Source organism: Pseudomonas sp. NKUCC02_KPG (assembly GCF_019345465.1).
Lineage (GTDB): Bacteria > Pseudomonadota > Gammaproteobacteria > Pseudomonadales > Pseudomonadaceae > Aquipseudomonas.
Map to the genome: position 1 here is coordinate 14006 of NZ_JAHKRC010000012.1, position 17290 is coordinate 31295.

Annotated in this window: 14 protein-coding genes and 1 pseudogene; 4 read left to right on the forward strand and 11 right to left on the reverse strand. The window is 61.5% G+C overall.

Features of this window, described 5'->3' with window-relative positions; all coding sequences use genetic code 11:
• From KO536_RS16500 to KO536_RS16520, 5 genes are all read right to left on the reverse strand, one after another.
• Positions 1-900 (reverse strand): branched-chain amino acid ABC transporter permease, encoded by a 900-nt coding sequence (locus KO536_RS16500; RefSeq protein ID WP_133077788.1) that lies wholly within the window; start codon positions 898-900, stop codon positions 1-3.
• A 149-nt stretch (positions 901-1049) separates the two neighbouring features.
• Entirely contained in the window at positions 1050-2372 is a 1323-nt protein-coding gene (locus tag KO536_RS16505) for an ABC transporter substrate-binding protein (RefSeq protein ID WP_133077789.1), read from the reverse strand.
• A 28-nt stretch (positions 2373-2400) separates the two neighbouring features.
• Complete coding sequence (locus KO536_RS16510) at positions 2401-3705, reverse strand: ABC transporter substrate-binding protein (protein WP_133077790.1); 1305 nt, start codon at positions 3703-3705, stop codon at positions 2401-2403.
• Between the two features lie 188 nt (positions 3706-3893).
• On the reverse strand, positions 3894-5234 hold the full coding sequence (locus KO536_RS16515) for a sigma-54 dependent transcriptional regulator (RefSeq protein ID WP_133077791.1): 1341 nt from the start codon (positions 5232-5234) through the stop codon (positions 3894-3896).
• Positions 5235-5241: 7 nt separating this feature from the next.
• A complete protein-coding gene (locus tag KO536_RS16520; protein WP_219262462.1) occupies positions 5242-6999 on the reverse strand; it encodes an ATP-binding protein in 1758 nt (585 codons plus the stop codon).
• Between the two features lie 142 nt (positions 7000-7141).
• On the opposite strand from KO536_RS16520, the gene KO536_RS16525 reads away from it, so the two are divergent.
• From KO536_RS16525 to KO536_RS16535, 3 genes are read left to right on the forward strand one after another with little or no spacing between them, the layout of a single operon-like run.
• Positions 7142-7384 carry a ParD-like family protein gene (locus KO536_RS16525; RefSeq protein ID WP_133077793.1) on the forward strand — a complete coding sequence of 81 codons (243 nt, stop codon included), beginning with the start codon at positions 7142-7144 and terminating at the stop codon, positions 7382-7384.
• Positions 7381-8172, forward strand: coding sequence for a type I methionyl aminopeptidase (gene map, locus KO536_RS16530; protein ID WP_133077794.1), 792 nt, complete (start codon positions 7381-7383; stop codon positions 8170-8172). The genes KO536_RS16525 and map overlap by 4 nt, the downstream gene beginning before the upstream one ends.
• Positions 8173-8196: 24 nt before the next feature.
• Positions 8197-9090, forward strand: coding sequence for a LysR family transcriptional regulator (locus KO536_RS16535; protein ID WP_219262463.1), 894 nt, complete (start codon positions 8197-8199; stop codon positions 9088-9090).
• Here the strand turns inward: KO536_RS16535 and KO536_RS24345 are convergent.
• From KO536_RS24345 to KO536_RS16555, 3 genes and pseudogenes are all read right to left on the reverse strand, one after another.
• Positions 9078-10323 (reverse strand): annotated as a pseudogene (locus KO536_RS24345) (carboxymuconolactone decarboxylase family protein). The gene KO536_RS16535 and the pseudogene KO536_RS24345 sit on opposite strands and share 13 nt — an antisense overlap.
• 14 nt (positions 10324-10337) lie before the next feature.
• Positions 10338-11387, reverse strand: coding sequence for an alpha/beta hydrolase (locus KO536_RS16550; RefSeq protein ID WP_133077797.1), 1050 nt, complete (start codon positions 11385-11387; stop codon positions 10338-10340).
• A gap of 175 nt (positions 11388-11562) precedes the next feature.
• Complete coding sequence (locus tag KO536_RS16555) at positions 11563-12459, reverse strand: LysR family transcriptional regulator (protein WP_219262465.1); 897 nt, start codon at positions 12457-12459, stop codon at positions 11563-11565.
• 118 nt (positions 12460-12577) lie between these two features.
• Here KO536_RS16555 and KO536_RS16560 point away from each other — a divergent pair, with 118 nt between their 5' ends.
• Entirely contained in the window at positions 12578-14005 is a 1428-nt protein-coding gene (locus tag KO536_RS16560; protein ID WP_219262466.1) for a mechanosensitive ion channel family protein, read from the forward strand.
• A gap of 136 nt (positions 14006-14141) precedes the next feature.
• Here the strand turns inward: KO536_RS16560 and ycaC are convergent, their stop codons facing one another.
• From ycaC to KO536_RS16575, 3 genes are read right to left on the reverse strand one after another with little or no spacing between them, the layout of a single operon-like run.
• Positions 14142-14768: an isochorismate family cysteine hydrolase YcaC gene (gene ycaC / locus KO536_RS16565; protein WP_219262467.1), complete on the reverse strand. Its 627-nt coding sequence runs from the start codon at positions 14766-14768 to the stop codon at positions 14142-14144.
• A 32-nt stretch (positions 14769-14800) separates the two neighbouring features.
• Positions 14801-16639, reverse strand: a complete 1839-nt coding sequence (locus KO536_RS16570; RefSeq protein WP_219262468.1) for an amidohydrolase — start codon at positions 16637-16639, stop codon at positions 14801-14803.
• Positions 16636-17247, reverse strand: a complete 612-nt coding sequence (locus KO536_RS16575) for an antibiotic biosynthesis monooxygenase (protein WP_219262469.1) — start codon at positions 17245-17247, stop codon at positions 16636-16638. Before KO536_RS16575 ends, KO536_RS16570 begins: the two co-directional genes overlap by 4 nt.
• Between the last annotated feature and the right edge of the window lie 43 nt (positions 17248-17290).

Sequence of the window (17290 nt, forward strand, 5' to 3'; positions counted from 1 at the left end):
TCAAATTTTCCTCGCCAGTACACGGCCGAACAGCCCTTGGGGACGCACGGCAAGTACCAGCGCCATTACCCCGTAAATCACAAAGAGTTCGAACTCCGGGGCGTAATGCACCGCCGCGGCCCGGCTCAAGCCCACCAGCAATGCGCCCACTGCGGCGCCTTCGATGCTGCCCATGCCGCCGATCACCACCACGGCAAACGCCAGCACGATGATTTCCACCCCCATGCCCGGCACCACCGAAATGGCCGGAGCGGTCAAGGCACCCGCCAGCGTGCCGAGCATGGTGCCCAGCACAAAAACCAGGGTGAACATGCGCCGCACGTTGACACCCATGGCCATCGCCACTTCGCGGTCGTGAATTACGGCGCGCAGCACCTTGCCCTGGTGTGTGCGCTCCAGCCACAACCACAGGCACAGCCCCAGCACGGCGGAAACGCCGACCAGCATCAGGTCGTAATTGGAGACTTTCAGTCCGGCCAGGGCGCTGCGGCCCATCTCGGCGTAAGGCTGATAAGCGAAATAAGGGTTCACGCCCCAGATCATCTTCATGGTGTCTTCAAGCACCAGCAGCAGGGCGTAAGTGATGATCACCATCAGCACTTCGTCGCGCCCGTACATAAAGCGCAACAGACCTCGCTCGATGATCAGGCCGACGATCAGGCCCGCCACCAGCGCGCAGCCCAGCATCAGCAGATACCCGGCCCAGACCGGGCCGATGCCGTTGTTGAAATACCAGCCCACGAGCGAGGCAGCGGTGTAGGCACCAATGGCATAGAAACTGCCATGAGCCATGTTCAGGATGCGCATCACCCCGTAAATCACCGTGAGCCCGGCGGCGACCAGAAACAGCCACGAGGCATAGATGGTGCCGTCAATCAGCACCGCGAAAAGACTCATCATAGAGGTCCTACCTTGGGATCAATCACGCAACCGTTGCTGTAGTCGCTGCCGCAGGCTGCGATCAGGCCCGCAGGGTTCGCGCCTTGTGAGAAGCGAAGGTCCTTGGGCCCTTATCGCAGCCTGCGTCAGCGACTACAGGTGTGTGGGGATCAGTTGCACTGAGCGCCAGGGAAGCCCGCCTTGATCCACTCCAGCGCAGTGGTGCCATCAGGCGGGGTCACGCACTCACCGGAAAAGGCGATGACGTTTTGCACGCTGCCCTTTTTATTCGCCGGGTCGTACTGGTACTCGCCGTAGGCAATGCCCTGCATGGCCTGATGACCATCGGCGCGAGCCATTTGCACGGTGCCGGACACTGACTCGAAGGTTGAGCCCTTGAACGCCGTGGCGATTTGCAGCGGGGTCGGGATTTTCCCGGACTCGACCTTGGCGTTTTCAGCCGCGTGCTTGAGGCCAAGGATCGCCTGGGCCATTTTGCTTGCCGGGTAAGTCGGGGCGGTCTTGTAGGCCGCCACGTACTTGTCCTTGAACCAGCGATTGAGTTCGTTATCCGGGGCAAAGGCGCCGAACGGACCACGACCGCCGATGATCATGCCGTTGGGTGCCTGATCCTTGTAGCGGTCGATGGCCGACTCGCCGCAGGTCAGGACAGCCGTTGCATCTTCGAGCAGGCCACGGGCGTTGGCTTGCAGCACCAGGGCCTCCATGTCGCCACCCCAGAAGCTGGAGTGAATGATGTCCGGACGCTTGACCGAGATCGCCGAGATCTCAGCGCCATACTGCCCCTGGAATACCTTGGGCATCTGCGATTCGACCACCTTGGCCTTGGGCATCAACTGCTCCATGGAGTGGGTGAAGTCATTCCAGCTGTCCTGGCCCCAGGCGTAGTTTTGCTGAATGCCGGCGACTTTCTGCGCGTCGGGACGAACCTTGGCCAGGTATCGCGCCGCGCCGATGTTGTCCACGGCCGCATCAAGGCTGGTGCGGAACACGTACTGCGGGGTTTTGTCTTCCTTGAACAACTGCGACGTACCGCAGTCGTAGAACACCGTCATCGCGCCCAGCTCTTCCGCCACCGGCGCGATGGCCAGGCAGTCGCCGGACGAGATGTAGCCCACCACCGCATCGACTTTCTGGCGCTGCACCAGATTGCGGAACTCCTCGACCTGCTTGGCGGCCCCACCCGCCTCGTCGATGATCACCACCTCGATTTCAGCGCCATTGATCCCCAGCTTGTCGTAGGGCGCAGGAAGCTGGCCCTTGTTCAGGCCTTCGACCAGCACCTTGGCCGCATTGGCCGACGGTTCGCCAAACGGCCCGGCAGCCGGGCCAGACAGGAAGGTCACGATACCAATGCGGAACTTGCCGTTTTCAGCCGCCTGCACACCCGTACTCAAGGACAGGGCCAGACCGGCAGCAGTGATGGCGTATGCCAAAGGGTGTTTCAACATGCTTTTCTTGGAATTATTCATGCTTGGTTCTCAATGGATGAGTGAGCGGCTAAGGCTCGTCAACGGGTTTTCGTGCGGCCAGTCGCCGCTTCAGCGTGGCGCTGTCGAGCTGTAGCTCTTGCGCCGAGTACACCGACCAGTTACCCAGCATCAGTTGGGCAGGCGGGTAAGCGGTCGTGGGCACCGGCGAGCCAATGGCCTGGCTCTGCTGGATCTGATGGGTGACGGGATCGATGCGCGAGTACGTACCGGGCGGATCTTCCGGCAAGGCGATTTCCAGGCCTTCCAGTGCACGGATCAGCGCCTGGCTGTCGGTCACGCCCCCGGTCTTTTCAAAGGCTTTGGCCAACACCATGACGCCGGTGTAGGCGCCCTGTGCGGCATAGGTTGGATAGCGTCCGCTCAACTGATGAAAGCGCTCGACAAACGAGCGGTTGCGTTCGGTTTGCGGCCAGTTGTTGTGGTGCCGGGCAGACAGGATCAGCCCCGCCGGGGCCTTGTCACCCAGGGCAACCAAAAAGTCGAAATTGGCCCCGGTGTCGAAGTTGGCCAGGCGCGAGGTCTCCAGCAAGCGGGAACCGGCCGCCTGCTTGACGAATGCGTGGAAGTCGCCGCCCCAAATGGCCGAGACGATAATGTCGGGTCTGGATTGCTCCAGCGCGGTGATATAGGGCGAGTAATCCGGCTCATACAGACGCGGCCATAGCTCGATCACGTCGTCGAACTTCACGCCCAGCTGGTTCAGGGCGGTGTGCAGGTCATCCCGCGACACGTGACCGTATTCGTAATCGGGGCCGATAAAGGCCAGGCGCTTCCAGCCGGTCTTTTTCTGCAGTGCCTGCAGATAACGGGCTCCGGCCGCCATTGAGGTCCAGGTGTCGTTGGTCACACGGAAGTAGTAAGGGTGGCCGTTTTCCAGGGTCATGCGCGAAGACGCGTGATCGGTGCCGATCATCAGCACTTTTTCCTGGCGGGCCAGTTGGCTGACCGCCAGCGCCACCCCCGACGAGACCATGCCGCACAGCACCTGCACGCCGTCCTTGTGGATAAAGCTTCTGGCCAGGCTGACACCGTACGAGGCCTTGGACTGGTCATCATCAATGATCACCCGCAAACGCGGCACGGGCTCACCGGCCTGCTGGCGGGCCTGCAATTCATCGAGGGCGACCTGAATCCCGACAATGCTGTCTTGCCCGTAGATGGCCGCACGTTCGGTCATCGGATACAGGCAACCCATGGTCAGATCGGCCTGGGCCGCAGGCACGCCGAGCTCCAGCCGACCGACCTCGGCACAGGCAGACGAACCAATCAGCAGACCAGCCAAAGCCGGGGCGCAAAAACGCCATGAACGCATCGGGTGCATAAATTCCTTGGGGCGTTGAAAACGCCTCTTGTTGAGCAGCCAGAGGGATAGAGCAAAGGGTGTGCCAAGCGCCACCCTGTAGCCGCAGCAGCCGGACACAGCCTTCGGCAGCGGCTACGGATGGGGTGTTTGATGCCTGTTGAGCGCTATCCGCTCAACATGCGCGCAACCCTGAGCGGTTAGCGCTCGGGTGAGCGCTCAATGCCCAGGCGTTGCAGGCGGCGCTTGAGGGCGTGCCGGGAAATCCCCAGCAATTGCGCGGCCAGGCCTTTGTGGCCCGCCGTGCGGGTCAGGGCATCAGTGACCAGTTCACGCTCGGCACGTTCGAGCTGATCACCCAGCACCAGGGCCGTGTTGTCGGGCAATGGGGATTCTTGCAACTGCGCCGGCAGCATCCCGGCACTGATCCCTTGCCCCGGCAAAAGAATGGTCAGGCGCTCGACCAGGTTCTTCAACTCGCGCACATTGCCCGGCCAGCGATGACGGCGCAGCCGCTCGACGCAGTCAGGCAAAAACCGGATCGGACTCACGCCCTCTTCCAGCGCCTGGCGCTGGGCAAAGTACTGGGCCAGAAGCAGCAGATCATCTTCGCGTTCACGCAAGGCCGGAATATCCACGGTGATCACGTTCAGGCGATAAAACAGGTCTTCACGAAACCGTCCCAGGCGGACATCGTCGGCCAGGTCCCGATTGGTGGCAGCCACCACCCTGACATCCGCGCTGCTGGCCTGGCTGGCACCCACGGCGCGGTAGTTTCCGTTCTCCAGAAAATGCAAAAGCTTGGCTTGCAGACTCAACGGCAGTTCACCAATTTCATCCAGAAACAGCGTCCCGCCATTGGCCTGGCTGACCAGCCCGGCACGCTTTTGATGGGCACCGGTGTAGGCACCCTTTTCGGAGCCAAACAGTTCAGCCTCAATCAACTGTTCCGGCAAGGCCGCGCAGTTGACCTCGATAAAGGCGCAGCCAGCACGTGAGCTGTAGCCGTGAAGGGCCTGGGCCACCAGGGTTTTGCCCGTGCCGGACTCGCCCAGCAGCAGGATCCGCGTTGCCGAACTGCGGGCAATCCGCTGCACGGCCCCATGCAATGCCAACATGACCGCGCTCTGGCCTTGCAGGCCTGCCGCCAACTCCCCACTGGCGACCGGCTCCGGCCCATCAAGGGCCAGGGTGCTGCTGATGGTGGCGAGCAAGTCATCCAGTTCAAACGGCTTGGTCAGGTAATCGGTCGCACCGCCCTTGACCGCCTGAACGGCCGCACGGGTATCCCCATGGGCAGAAATCATGATCACCGGCAGCAGCGGGCTGCGCAGGCGCAAGCCGTCCAGAGTGGCCATGCCGTCAATCCCCGGCAGGCCAAGATCGAGCAGGACAATGTCGATGTCATCCAGGGCATGCTGCAGTGCCGCTTCGCCACTGCCGGCCGTGCTGATGCGCATGCCCTCCTCACGCAAGGCATAGCTGAGCGAGCGCACCAGCGCTTCTTCATCGTCGACGATTAAAACGTGAACATCGGACATCAGCGACTCACTTCAATTCGTACTCTGTTGGGACGTGTCCTGCTAGCAGGGGGGATGGCGGCATCGGGCAATCCAGTATCACCCGAGTGCCCTCGCCCACGGTGCTGGCGATTTCCATTCGGGCGCCGTTGGCCTCCAGCAACTGCTGGCAAATGCTTAGCCCCAAGCCGGTGCCACGGGCCTTGAGGGTGAAAAATGGCTGGCGGATATTCTGCAAGTCAGCGGCCGATATACCGCAGCCCTGATCAGTGACCACCATACGTACCCGCCCTTGCCAGGGCTCGGCGTCAAGCCGGACAACCTGCCCCTCGCTGCTGGCCTGCAAGGCGTTCAAGCATAAATTGAGCAACACCTGCTGGGCCTGATCCGGGTCGATATACACCTGCAAGTCCGGTGGCGCAGCGCACTGAAAATCAATGTTGCGTGCCTGCATCTGGGGCCCGACCACGTGCGCGGCGTGGGCAAAAAGCTGCGCCACCGACACCTCTCGCGGCTGAGCCGGGCGCGGCCTGCCGTACTCCAGCAAGTCATTGGTGACCCGTGACAGGCGGTCGATTTCCTTAACCAGATCACTCAGCAGCAGGCGTCGTTGCGGCTCTTGCTCCCGGCGCAGCAGGGCCTGAACGGTAGTTTTCATGGTTGCCAGCGGATTGCGCACCTCATGGGCAACACCGGTGGCGAATGTACCGAGCACCGCGAGGTTTTCGGTGCGCACGGTTTTTTCCATGACCTGGGCCAGGCGCTCGGCCATCACGTTGAACGCCCGGGCTACATGGCTGATTTCATCGTCACGGGGCTGCCGGGCCAGACGGTAGGTCAGGTCGCCCATGGACAGCTGGTGGGCACCTTGAAGCAGCGTACTGACCCGTGAACGCAGTTGCCGGGACAGGGTGAAAAACACGATCAGGATAAAACCGATGAAACCCGCAGCGACCCAGTACAGCCACCACCGGGCATCGTTGAGCGGCTTGAGGATTGCTCCCGGCTCCACGCTGAACACCAACTGCCAGCCCGGCAGAATGACCGGTCCTTCATGCCATTGGGTCGGGGCCTTGACCTGACGGCCAGTGGGGTCGACAAACTCGCCTCCGGGCACGCGCAACAGCGGCGCAACCACACCGCTCATGCCTGCACTGACCAGCAGTTCGGTCAAGGACGCCAGGCGTAGATGCAGCGCAATCCGTACCCGCTGGTTGGTGCGGCCGTTGCGCACGCTCTTGCGGATCAGAAAGCTGCCCGAACCTCCCGCCTTGGGCAGCAGCGGGCCAATGACCTCCACATCCCCCACCTTTTGCACCGCCAGACCCGCGATGGACCAGTGCTCACTGCCCCAGTAAGGCTCACCGGAGGCAGACTGGCCTGGCAATACCTTGACCAGCCGGTCCTGCTCATCGAAAAACAGCACCCCGTACATGAAGGGCAAGTCCCCCTCCAGCTTGAGCAACGAATCCACGTCACTGATCAGGGGTGACGGGTCGGCGATAAAATCCGGCATGTTGGGGTGATTCGACAGGGCCGAGAGCTGGTAAAAGCGGTCATCCAGAAACGATGACAAGCGGTTTGCCGTCGACAGCGCCTGAGCGTCGAGCCGCTCACCGGTCAGGCGGTTGAGCAGATCCTTGGCCAATTGCTCGTAAAGAACGGCAAGGGTGATCAGCGCAATGCTCATCACAAAAACCGAAAGCAGGGTATAGCGCGCCACCAGGCTTCGGTGTGGCCGGGCCAGCCAATGGAGCAGCGCATGGAAAGAGGCATTGAGGGTCATGGTGTGCTTGATTGTTTTTTTAATGGCACCAGCATAGGGATCGACCCTGCGCGCTGTCCATGACAAACAGACCTTTGAGTTGCGATCGGGCACCCCTCTCGATTAATATACGTTTCATATACATTTCATATTGAGCATTCAGATGGGCATCGTAAAGATCTCGGACGCCACCCATGAAAACTTGCGGGTCGCCAGCAACGCACTCAACCGTTCGATCAATGCACAGGCAGAGCACTGGATGCGTATCGGCATGTTGACCGAATTGCATCCCGACCTGGATCACAACCAGATCTGCCGCTTGCTGATACAGGCCGAACTGCAAGGCGGTCTCGATTTGAAGCACGTGTGCGAACTGGCTGATGCCACTGCGGGAGCAAATCAATGAGAAACAACGTCGTTATCAATAGCCCGGCACAGATTGCCCAGTCCAAGGTGGCGGGCAAACTGGCCGCCGAGGTGCTGGCCATGATCGGCGAACACGTGAAGGCGGGCGTTACCACCGACCAGCTCGACCAGATCTGCCACGACTACATCGTCAATGTGCAGAAGGCCATTCCGGGCAACGTGGGCTACCACGGCTTTCCGAAAACCGTGTGCGCGTCGGTCAATGAAGTGGTGTGCCACGGCATTCCTTCGAACCGGGTGCTGCAGGACGGCGACATCGTCAATATCGACATTGCGGTGGTCAAGGATGGCTGGTTCGGCGACACCAGCCGCATGTACTTCGTCGGCGAACCCAGTGCCGCCGCACGGCATCTGGTCAAGACCACCTACGACGCCATGTGCGCCGGTATCCGCATGGTGCGCCCCGGAGCAACCCTGGGCGATATCGGCCACGCCATCCAGACCCTCGCCGAGAAAGAAGGCTTCAGCGTCGTGCGCGAGTACTGCGGCCACGGCATCGGCAAGGTCTATCACGACGAGCCGCAAGTGCTGCACTACGGCTATCCGGGCCAGGGCATGAAGCTCAAGACCGGCATGATTTTCACCATCGAGCCCATGCTCAATGCCGGCAAACGCCATGTCAAAACCCTGCCCGATCACTGGACCGTGGTCACCAAGGATGGCGCGCTATCGGCTCAGTGGGAGCACATGGTCGCCGTGACCGACGAAGGCTTTGAAGTATTGAGCCCGTGGCCGGACACGATGGCCGACTACCCCGCCATCGTTTGACGGGCACTGCATAGGGACGGCGATATGGCGGTTGAAAATTACGAGCAATTGGCAATCTTCTCGGTCGTCGCCCAAGAGCGCAGTTTTACGCGCGCCGCGGCCCGGCTCGGCATATCGCAACCAGCACTCAGCCGGGCCATGCGCCAACTGGAGGAGCGGCTGGGGGTCAGGTTGCTGGCGCGGACAACCCGCAGCGTTGCCCCCACGCAAGCGGGGGAGCACCTGTTGCAGGTGATTGCGCCACGCTTCGACGAGATCAACAACGAACTGGCGCTGCTCAGCAAGTTCCGCGACAAACCTGCGGGCACATTACGCATCACGGCAGGGGAGCATGCCTCGATCGCGGTCCTGCAACCGGTGCTGGCTCAGCTGTTGCCTGACAACCCCGACTTGAACATTGAAATCATCGTTGACTACGGCCTGACCGATATTGTCGCCGAGGGCTTCGACGCTGGCGTGCGTCTGGGCGAACAGGTAGCCAAGGACATGATTGCCATGCGCATCGGCCCCGATATGCGCATGGCCGTGGTCGGTTCCCCCGCGTACTTCAGTCGCTACCCCACGCCGGTGACCCCGGCCGACCTGGTGTCACACAACTGCATAACGCTGCGCATGCCCACCCACGGCGGCCTGTTTATGTGGGAGTTCGAGAAAAACGGCCAGGCGCTCAAGGTGCGGATAGAAGGCCAACTGGTGTTCAACAACATTGCCATGCGCCTGGAGTCGGTCCTGCAGGGGCTGGGCCTGGCCTATATGCCGGAAGATGTGGTGCGGCCCCATGTCGAGCAGGGCCGTTTGATCCGCGTGCTGGAGGACTGGTGCGAACCCTACTCTGGCTACCACCTCTATTACCCGAGCCGTCGTCAGTCTTCCCCGGCCTTCACCCTGTTGCGCGAAGCCCTGCGCTACCCCGACTGACGCGCTGCCAGTTGCGCGTCCAGCGCCTCGACGGCGCTCCGGGCGGCATCTCCATCACCGCTTTCGGCCAATACCTGGCTCACCTCGCGCAGTTGCGCCTCGCTCAGACCCACCCGCAGGCTTGCGCCCATGTGTGAGCGCAGTTGCGGCTCAACCCCGGGCGTGGCAGCCAGTGCTCCGACGGTCGCCAGCTCGCGGCTTTGCCAGTCCAGATTGTCGCGTTCAAAAATGTCGCCGAACAAATGCGCCTGCAGGTACTGGTTGATCACCGGAGCAAAGTCAAACAACGGGCCCTGTACCGGTGCACCTGAAATACGGGTCTGGTTGGCCTTGCCCGCCGCCAGTAACTCGTCGCCGGTGGGGATCACACGTTCCGGCTCACGCCCCGGCGCATCTTCAATGCCACGTTGCTGACGGGCCTGCAGCACCTTCATCAACTCACCTAGGGCGTTGAGGCTGCGCGGAAAACCGGTGTAGGCATATAACTGCACCAGGATCTCCCTCACCTCGCTGACCGTCAGACCCGCATCGAGCCCCTGATTCAGGGCACGATCAAGCGCTGGCATATTACTGCTGGCCATCGCGGCGGCGATCAGGGGAATCGCGCGCTGGCGGGGCGACAGGCCCTGCTCGACCACCCCGCCGGCAGCGGGCGAATCCCCGGCCGGTTGGGCTGCTTGAGCCCAGGAGGTGGCCAGGCCCAGGCTGAAGGTAAACGCCACGGCCAGCATCGCAGATGCCTGGAATTTAACGGGCCCGGTATTGTTCATCCGTGACTTTCTCCATCCAGGTCACGTTTTTGCCGTCCACCGTGCCGGTGACGGCCAGGTGGGTCATGGCACCGTCTGGCGCTGCGCCATGCCAGTGTTTGATGCCCGGCGGGCAGACCACTACGTCGCCCGGGTAAATCTGCTGCACCGGCTTGCCCCACTCCTGCGTCAGGCCTGCCCCGGAAACCACCACCAGCCGCTGCCCGGCTGGATGAGTGTGCCAGGCCGAGCGTGCTCCAGGCTCGAACGTGACATAGGCACCCGATGCACTGATTTCATCGCTGGCAGCAAACAAGGGATCGACGCGCACCACTCCTGAAAAATAATCCGCTGGCCCCGGCGACGGGGCCTGAGTGTCGCCACGGGTGATCTGCTGCGTGCGGGCCCTGTCACTACCGCCAGCGGCGGCGTCAGTCAGGGGCACCGCTGCACACAGCGCAAGCGTCCATAGTGTCCTGTTCATGCCTGCCTCCCGACTCAGAGTGTCCTGGCGTAAAAATCGGCCAGCTGGTTGATGGCTGCGTCGACATATTCAGGCACCCAGTAGGTCTGGATATGGGTCGCGCCCTCGATCTTGAACAACGTCTTGTCCTGGGTGCCCGTAGCCTTGGCGAACGCCTGCTCGGTCATGTACAGCGTGTCGGCCTTGCTGCCGGCAATCATCAGCAGCGGCGTGTTGAGCAGTTCGAGCTGGTTGGTGGCATCGAAGCTCATCAGGTCCAGCAGGCTGCTCAGGGTGTATTTGAAGGTCGAGTTGGGGTGGGCATGGGTCTTGCCGTAATACTCGAAGCCTTCGCGATACAGGTCGAAGGGCAGCTTGGCGATTTGTTCGTCGGTGAGTTTGACATCACCGGTGTACACCACCTCCCCGCCTGCCGCTTCCTGGGCACGGGCTGCGGATGCCTGTTGCAGACGCTCCTGGATAGTGTCCAGTTGCGAATCCATGAAGCCATTACGGCGAACCAGCCCGGAGTTGAACATGCTCACGGTGGCAATCGACTGGAAGCGTTTGTCGCTTTGCCCCGCCTTCAAGGCATAGCCACCGCCGCCGCAGATGCCCAGCAGGCCAAGACGCTGAGGATCAACACCGGGGTAACGGGCGATGAAGTCAGCCATGCCATGGATGTCTTCAACGCGGTTGGCAGGTTTATCCACATTGCGCGGCTGACCGCCACTGGCCCCCTGATAGGCGGCATCCGCAGTGATGGTGATGTAGCCCTTTTCAGCCAGGCGCTGGGCATACAGGCCCGCCACCTGCTCCTTGACTCCGCCGTTGGGGTGAGCAACAACAATGGCCGGGTATTTTTTGTTGGCATCGTAGTTCGCCGGAGTGTACACATTGGCGGCAATATCCAGGCCGTTGAGCGTGTAGGTAACCGGATGAATGTTGACCTTGCCCGGCTCGTTGCGGGTGATTGCGCCAGCGTAGGTCAAGGTAAACGGGTTCGCTTTGTAGTCGCCCGCCTCGGCGGCGGACATACCGACCATTGCGGCCATTAGCGTGGCTTTAAGCACCGTAAACGTCATAAAAATCTCCCCGTCAAAGTGAAACTTCTGTAGGAAACGGCCGCCATAGACGTGCGCGTATTCAATATAGAAGTAACTTAGCGGCTGGGAGTTAATTGATAAACGGCGCTTACCGGATAGCACTTATATCAAGCATGCATAAATGCCCCACCCTGGCCTGATCTGCACAATGGCGCTACAACCCTCCTTGCACTTGATCCAGCCGCTCGCGCAAGAACTCGATCAATGCCTGCACCGGCTGCGAGCGCTGGCGGTGCTGCGGATAGACCGCCGATAACGCCAGCGGCGCGCAGCGGTAATCGTCCAGCACCCGGACCAATTGCCCGCTCTCCAGCGCCGAGCCGACGATAAAGGTCGGCAGGTAGGTAATCCCCAGCCCGGCGACGGCCGCATCCTTGAGCAACTCACCATTATTGACCCGCATGCGCCCGCTGACGTTGAGGGTCAGGGGCTTGCCCTGCCCTTCGAAACGCCACTGCACTTGACGGCCATGACCGTAGGGCAGGCAATCATGCTCGTGCAGCTCCTGGGGTTTGAGCGGTGTGCCCCGCTCGGCCAGGTAGGCCGGGCTGGCACAGTACACGCGATCGATGCTGGCGATACGGCGGGCAATCAGGGTCGAGTCTTCCAGCACGCCGATGCGCAAGGCCAGGTCATAGCCTTCGCTGAGCAAGTCCACTGGCCGGTCGCTGAGGTCCACCTCTACGGTCACGCCGCTGTAGCGCTGCAAAAACAACGGCAGCAGGCAGCCCAGATGGGCCATCGCAAAGGACAGCGGCGCACTGACCCGCAGGGTGCCGCGCGGCTCGCTGGTCTGGCCGGCGATGCCCTGCTCCATGTGCTCGACGTCGTTGAGCAAGCGCATGGCCGACTCGTAATAGGTCTGCCCCAGGGGCGTGACGTCCAGTCGCCGGGTAGAGCGGTTGAGCAGGCGCACGCCCAGTCGCGCCTCCAGTTGCATCAATCGTCGGCTCACGAATTGCTTGGACAGGCCCAGTTGGTCGGCCGCCGCCGTGAAGCTGCCGGAGTCCATGACCTGGCAAAAAATACGCATGTCTTCAAAGGGGTTCATTGTCACTACCTGGTGGACAGTTAAACCCTTTATAGCGGCTTTTTCCCTTTTCAACACCCGTCTATTCTCTGTGCACGGTCCCCCTCTCTCGCCTGCTTTCTGAAACTGGAGTTTGCCCATGTCCTTTCTCCTCGATCACCCGCTGTCCTGGGGTGCCGTGCTGTTGGTGATCGACACCGCACTCTGGCATCTGGCGCCGTTCAAGCAACGTGTCACCCGGGTGGGAGTGCGTCTGGCGCTGTTTGCGATGTTCAGCGCGTTGATCATCAACGCTGGCGTCAGCCCGTTGCAGGCCCCGCTGTTTACCGATGACCGGGTGGAGCAATTGGGGGCGACGGCGCTGGGAATTGTGTGGTGGCTGTACGCGGCGCGGGTGCTGACCGAAGTGATCGGCCTGGTGCTGATGCGCCGCATCGGTCACAGCGGCCGCCTGCTGCAGGATGTGATTGGCGCCCTGGTGTTTCTGGCGGCCATCGTCGCCGCAGCCGGGTACGTGCTGGAGTTGCCGGTCAAAGGATTGCTGGCGACGTCCGGGGTGGTCGCCATTGTGGTCGGCCTGGCCTTGCAGAGCACCCTCAGTGACGTGTTTTCCGGCATCGTGCTCAACACCACCAAGCCGTATCAGGTGGATGACTGGGTGGTGATCGACGGTGTCGAAGGCAAGGTGCTGGATATCGACTGGCGCGCCACCCACCTGCTGACCAGCGCGGGCAGTACGGCGGTCGTGCCCAACTCGGTGGCGGCCAAGGCCAAGATCGTCAACCTGAGCCGGCCCACGAATCTGCATGGCGTGTCGATCAGCATTCAGGTGCCCAACCATGTTCGCCCCCGCCGGGTGCTCGATGCACTGGAGCGCACGCTGCAGGGCAGCAGCAGCCTGCTGCTCAATCCTGCGCCCAAAGCGGTGCTCAAGGAGGCTGGCGAGATCATGTCCGAATACGTGGCCAGCGGGTTCATTGCCGACTTGGCCAGAAAAAGTGAAGTGCGCAACCAATTGTTTGACCTGGCCCACCGACACCTGGAAGCGGCGGGTATTTCACGCCAGCCTGACGCGATAATCGAACCCGCGGGCCGGGCGCGGGCCTTGCTCGACGAGGTGAAAGTCTTCCGTTCCCTGAGTGAGCAAGAGCGGGACCAGATCGCCCTCTCCATGGTTGCCCAGCAATACGCGGCCGGTCAGGTGGTGCTGGCGCTGGACGAGGTGCCGGACAGCCTGATGGTCATCGCCACCGGAGTGGTCAGCGTGACCGTGCCCGACGCAGCGGGGCCTGTTGAAGCCGGACGCATGGGGCCGGGAGAGATCATGGGCGAGGAAAGCATTCTCACGGATTCGCCGTCCCAGGCGACCTTTACCACCTTGACCTCAAGCATCATTTATCGGCTCGACAAGTCTGTGACCCGCGAATGCATGGCGCAGCGCACAGAGGTAGGACGGGCGTTGAACAGGTTGCAGGCCGTGCGCCAGCAAAGTAGCCGCATGGCGCTGATGGCCGCGCCGGCACCGGCCATCAAAGGCGGTTTTTTGAGTTGGTTGCACAGGCGCTGAGAAGTGAGGGTGATATCTGTAGCCGCTGCCGCAGGCTGCGACGGGTTGCGAAGCGACCCTCGTTCCAAAACCAAACGAAGGTCCTGCGGCCCTTATCGCAGCCTACGGCAGCGACTACAAAAGCAACGGAGCTGCCTTACTTGGCGGTCAATACCGAATAGCTGTTCATCAGGTTGCGGTAGTTGGGAATGCGCGGCGACAGCAGGTTCGCCAGGCCTTCCATGTCATTGCGCCAATCCCCTTGCAGCTCGCACGCCACCGAGAACCAGTTCATCAACTGTGCACCCGCTGCCGTCATTCGCGCCCAGGCAGCCTGTTGTACGGTTTCGTTGAAGGTGCCCGACGCATCCGTCACCACAAACACTTCATAACCTTCAGCCAGCGCCGACAGCGTCGGGAAAGTCACGCATACATCCGTCACCACACCCGCAATGATCAGTTGCTTGCGACCGGTCGCCTTGACCGCCTTGACGAAGTCTTCGTTGTCCCAGGCATTGATCTGGCCAGGACGCGGGATGTACGGGGCGTCCGGAAACTGTTCCTTAAGCTCCGGCACCATCGGGCCGTTGGGGCCGTTTTCAAAACTGGTGGTCAGAATGGTCGGCAGTTTGAAAAACTTGGCCACATCGCCCAACGCCAGCACGTTGTTCTTGAATTCGTTTGGCGAGAAATCCTGGACCAGCGAAATCAGACCGGTCTGGTGGTCAACCAGCAACACCACAGCATCATCTTTGTTCAGGCGCTTGTACGGAACAGTGCTCATGTGAAACTCCTCGATAGATAGGTGTTACGGGATCAAAAGGCGAAACAGGAGCAGCCAAAGGCGCCCCAGAATCCGGCAAAGTCGCTGACCGGTGCATTCGACAAACGTGCTTTTTCATGGCCATGGGCATGCACCGCGCATGGCCCGCTGCATTGGTGGACCTGTGCCTGCAGCGGCGCACCCGGGCGCCAGTGGCCGGGGACTTTCACCACCGGCGACCAGTCGGGCAACACCGGTACGCGGGCCGGGCCAAGTTTTTCGAAGTCGCCGGCGGCATACACCACCTTGCCGCCCACCACGGTCAGCACGGACTCGATCCACTTGATGGCTTCTTCGTCGACGCTGAAAAAGTCCGCGCTCAGGGCCGCCACGTCTGCCAACTGGCCGACCTTGATCTGACCCTTTTTGCCCTGTTCGGATGAAAACCAGGCGCTGCCGTGGGTGAACAGCTCCAGCGCAGTGAGCCGGGGCAGGCCTTCGGCGTGCAGCTCAAGACCACCGACCGTGCGACCGCTGACCATCCAGTAGAGCGAAGTCCACGGGTTGTAGCTGGACACGCGGGTGGCATCGGTGCCCGCCCCCACCGGCACGCCTTCGGCCAGCATGCGCTTGATGGGTGGCGTGGCTTCGGCCGCTTTGGCGCCGTATCGCTCGACGAAATACTCGCCCTGGAACGCCATGCGATCCTGAATCGCAATGCCGCCGCCCAGGGCCCTTACCCGCTCAATGTTATGGGGGGTGATGGTTTCGGCATGGTCGAAAAACCACGGCAAGCCATTGAACGGGATATCGCGATTGACTTTCTCGAACACGTCGAGCATGCGACTGATGGATTCGTTGTAAGTGGCATGCAGGCGAAACGGCCAGCGCTGCTCCACCAGGTGGCGCACCACGGGCTCCAGTTCGTCTTCCATGGTTTGTGGCAAGTCCGGGCGCGGCTCAAGGAAGTCCTCGAAGTCCGCTGCCGAGAACACCAGCATTTCCCCGGCGCCGTTGTGCCGCAAAAAGTCATCGCCCTGGTGCAGGGTGACACTGCTGGTCCAGTTCTTGAAATCGGTCAGTTCTTCCTTGGGCTTTTGCGTAAACAGGTTGTAGGCAATACGGATGGTCAATTGCTGGTCTTTGGCCAGTTGCTCGATGACCTGGTAATCATCTGGATAGTTCTGGAAACCACCGCCCGCATCAATCGCGCTGGTGAGGCCCAGGCGATTGAGTTCGCTCATGAATTGGCGGGTGGAGTTGACCTGATACTCCAGCGGCAGCTTCGGCCCCTTGGCCAGGGTCGAGTAGAGGATCATCGCGTTGGGCCGCGCCACCAGCATGCCGGTCGGATTGCCGTTGGCATCGCGCACAATCTCGCCACCCGGCGGGTTCGGGGTATCGCGGGTATAGCCAGCCACTCGCAGCGCGGCACGATTGAGCAGCGCCCGGTCGTACAAGTGCAGGATAAAGACCGGAGTGTCCGGGGCCGCCTGGTTCAGTTCCTCCAGGGTGGGCAGGCGCTTTTCGGCGAACTGGAATTCGTTCCAGCCGCCGACCACGCGCACCCATTGCGGAGTCGGCGTGCGATCGGCCTGATCCTTGAGCATGCGCAACGCATCGGCCAGGGATGGCACGCCTTCCCAGCGCAGTTCGAGGTTGTAGTTCAGGCCGCCACGGATCAGGTGCAGGTGCGAGTCATTAAGGCCCGGGATGACACAGCGCCCCTTGAGGTCGATGACTTGCGTGCCCGTACCGCGCAGGGCCATGGCCTGAGCATCGGTGCCGACGGCCACAAAGCGGCCGTCGCGGATGGCCACGGCACTGGCATGGGGGTTTTCGCGATCGACGGTATTAAATTGACCATTGAATAAGATCAGATCGGCGTTCATCGCGGTTCCTCGGGTTCAGTGGCAGCAGTCAGCCAGGGCGCGAACACACGCGTCGCCATTGGCATAAACAGATAAACCACCGAAACAACGATGGTCAGCGTGATCACAAAGGTGGCGACCACGTACTGGGAGAAAAAAGGGCTCAAGCCCAGCAAGGGCTTCCAGATCAGCGGCACCAGCAAGGTATGGGGAAAAATCACCATCAGCGTCAGCACGGCCTGCTTCCAGCGGGGTGGTGGCGTTCGGGACTCGGTGTGGGGCGCGAACCAGAATTCGTTGACCGGATTGACCTCGGTCTGGTCACCGTCCGCCAGCATGGGAGTGGCTTCGTTGACCAGTTCGCGGCGTTGCGACGAGTCCAGCCAGCGCTGCATGGCGTCAGTGGAGCAAAAGCGCAGCACGCAGGTATAGGTGTCCAGACCGGCACTCTTGCCGGGCACGACATCCACCCCCAGATGCCCGTCCCACTGCCCGGCGATGCGCACGATCTTGCGCAGCCACGCGTTGTAGGGCACTTCAAAACCGGCCTTGACCCGATGCTTGACCACCAGGGTCACAACCTCATCGAAAGCCCGGGTCGGCGGATTGATCTCAGTGGATTCAGACATGACGCAAGGCTCCAACCCTATCCAGTCGACTATTCCCTGCAGA

Bases quoted from the DNA above. Each gene is read 5' to 3' on its own strand.
- KO536_RS16555 (WP_219262465.1), bottom strand. From the start codon at position 12,459: ATGAACCCCTTTGAAGACATGCGTATTTTTTGCCAGGTCATGGACTCC.
- KO536_RS16510 (WP_133077790.1), bottom strand. From the start codon at position 3,705: ATGCGTTCATGGCGTTTTTGCGCCCCGGCTTTGGCTGGTCTGCTGATT.
- KO536_RS16515 (WP_133077791.1), bottom strand. From the start codon at position 5,234: ATGTCCGATGTTCACGTTTTAATCGTCGACGATGAAGAAGCGCTGGTG.
- KO536_RS16560 (WP_219262466.1), top strand. From the start codon at position 12,578: ATGTCCTTTCTCCTCGATCACCCGCTGTCCTGGGGTGCCGTGCTGTTG.
- KO536_RS16570 (WP_219262468.1), bottom strand. From the start codon at position 16,639: ATGAACGCCGATCTGATCTTATTCAATGGTCAATTTAATACCGTCGAT.
- map (WP_133077794.1), top strand. From the start codon at position 7,381: ATGAGAAACAACGTCGTTATCAATAGCCCGGCACAGATTGCCCAGTCC.
- ycaC (WP_219262467.1), bottom strand. From the start codon at position 14,768: ATGAGCACTGTTCCGTACAAGCGCCTGAACAAAGATGATGCTGTGGTG.
- KO536_RS16550 (WP_133077797.1), bottom strand. From the start codon at position 11,387: ATGACGTTTACGGTGCTTAAAGCCACGCTAATGGCCGCAATGGTCGGT.
- KO536_RS16520 (WP_219262462.1), bottom strand. From the start codon at position 6,999: ATGACCCTCAATGCCTCTTTCCATGCGCTGCTCCATTGGCTGGCCCGG.
- KO536_RS16525 (WP_133077793.1), top strand. From the start codon at position 7,142: ATGGGCATCGTAAAGATCTCGGACGCCACCCATGAAAACTTGCGGGTC.
- KO536_RS16575 (WP_219262469.1), bottom strand. From the start codon at position 17,247: ATGTCTGAATCCACTGAGATCAATCCGCCGACCCGGGCTTTCGATGAG.
- KO536_RS16500 (WP_133077788.1), bottom strand. From the start codon at position 900: ATGATGAGTCTTTTCGCGGTGCTGATTGACGGCACCATCTATGCCTCG.
- KO536_RS16505 (WP_133077789.1), bottom strand. From the start codon at position 2,372: ATGAATAATTCCAAGAAAAGCATGTTGAAACACCCTTTGGCATACGCC.
- KO536_RS16535 (WP_219262463.1), top strand. From the start codon at position 8,197: ATGGCGGTTGAAAATTACGAGCAATTGGCAATCTTCTCGGTCGTCGCC.